Origin of the sequence: Roseobacter sp. GAI101 (assembly GCF_000156335.1) — a bacterium.
Taxonomy (GTDB): domain Bacteria; phylum Pseudomonadota; class Alphaproteobacteria; order Rhodobacterales; family Rhodobacteraceae; genus Sulfitobacter.
Map to the genome: position 1 here is coordinate 1 of NZ_DS999221.1, position 1,490 is coordinate 1,490.

The window sequence follows — 1,490 nt, forward strand, 5'->3', positions numbered from 1 at the left end:
TCTCTACAAAATTTACATTTTGTGATAATTTTAGTCGTATAGTTTTTTTGTCTGCCCAGCTAGGTGTTTGATCCCACGGTTTGATGGTGCGATCTTTTCTCAAGCTTGGAGGGAAGCGTTGTGGGACAAGTTTGTCATGGTCAGTGCTTTCAATGAACTTAGCGGGTTGGCCTACTGAGAGCTATTATCGTACTGACAGGCCAGGTGCGCTAGCAGGCACACTGATGCAGTTTTCCAGAACCTTCAGGAAAGCCCACCCATCCTCAGGCAGCGAATTCCCGCGGGTCGCATGCCAGAACTGTACGGCCAAAAACGGTGATTTTCGACAACTTCCGCCAAGTGATGATAGATCAAGGGCTTAGCTCTGCCGAAACCCCTATGCAGAACCTCAGCAGTTTTGGCATGTTTTTGACAGTTCGAGTTGAACCGAATTTGACGTGCAGGCGCTTTCCCATAAACTATGGATTTCTGGACTGGAGGGCAGGGTGCTTGCGCCCGTGCCAAAAGTCGTCCCGAAAAGCTGTTCCACAAACTCAAAGGCGTTTTGCTACACCCTTTTTACCGTGGCGAGACTGACCTTGAACAAGGCTGCGATGTCTTTCAATGCGCGCCCTTCATTCTTCAATCGTAGCACTTCGGCTTTCTGATCTTTTGAAAGGGCAGGGGGCCTGCCGCCAATGCGGCCTTTCTTTCGCGCGGCCTCGAGGCCTTCCATGGTACGTTCGCGAATACGCTCGCGTTCGAACTGGGCGATGGATGCGAAGACGTGGAAAATCAGACGGCCTGCCGGTGTGGTGGTGTCGATATCTTCCGCAAGAGATCTGAAGCCTGCTTCTGCCGCCTCAACTTGGGAGACAATCTCGAGGAGGTCGGTTAGAGAGCGTGCAAGCCGGTCGTACTTGGTCACCAAGACCACGTCACCACGCCGGAGTTGCTCCAGCATTTTGTCGAGCCCTGGGCGTTTTCGCTTCGACCCGCTGATTTTGTCCGCGAAGATGCGCTCAGCTCCGGCTTCTTTCAAAGCGGCAATCTGAGCATCGAGGTGCTGGTCCTCAGTCGAAACACGTCCGTATCCGATAATCATACCGATATGGTATCAAAAACGGTTCAAAACGCAAAAGTTTTTGCACTGGGTTTTTGAGCCTCGAGAACACCAGGAAACGCGCGGGTAGAATGGTTGGCTCAAAAAGGAGCGTTTTTGGAACGGCCCGTAGACGCCCAAAAGTCCACTCAGCAACGTGCTCAGCAGGTAGGCTAAAAACAGTACAAAGATTAGCTTGAGCGGGCCGATACGCTTCGTGGTTGCGGCAAAATAATAGCCCGCTGCAAAGAATACCGCGAGGCTGATGAGATTGGGGAATGTCAGCTTCAGCCCGGTCAGGGCGCGAAACATCACTTCGATAAATTCAATCATCGCCGCTGCCCTCGCTGCTGCGCATGCATTGCTAACCCATCGCAGACCGCCTTGGCCTAGTCGTCCACTCTGTTGG

2 protein-coding genes are annotated in these 1,490 nt (G+C 52.4%); both read right to left on the bottom strand.

Annotated features, from left to right (window positions below):
* Positions 1-547: 547 nt before the first annotated feature.
* Positions 548-1,084, bottom strand: coding sequence for a recombinase family protein (locus RGAI101_RS21125; RefSeq protein WP_037230704.1), 537 nt, complete (start codon positions 1,082-1,084; stop codon positions 548-550).
* A 12-nt stretch (positions 1,085-1,096) separates the two neighbouring features.
* Positions 1,097-1,490, bottom strand: a 394-nt coding sequence (locus RGAI101_RS21130; protein WP_217624975.1) for a hypothetical protein, incomplete at its 5' end; no start/stop codon positions are given.

Bases quoted from the DNA above. Each gene is read 5' to 3' on its own strand.
- RGAI101_RS21125 (WP_037230704.1), bottom strand. From the start codon at position 1,084: ATGATTATCGGATACGGACGTGTTTCGACTGAGGACCAGCACCTCGAT.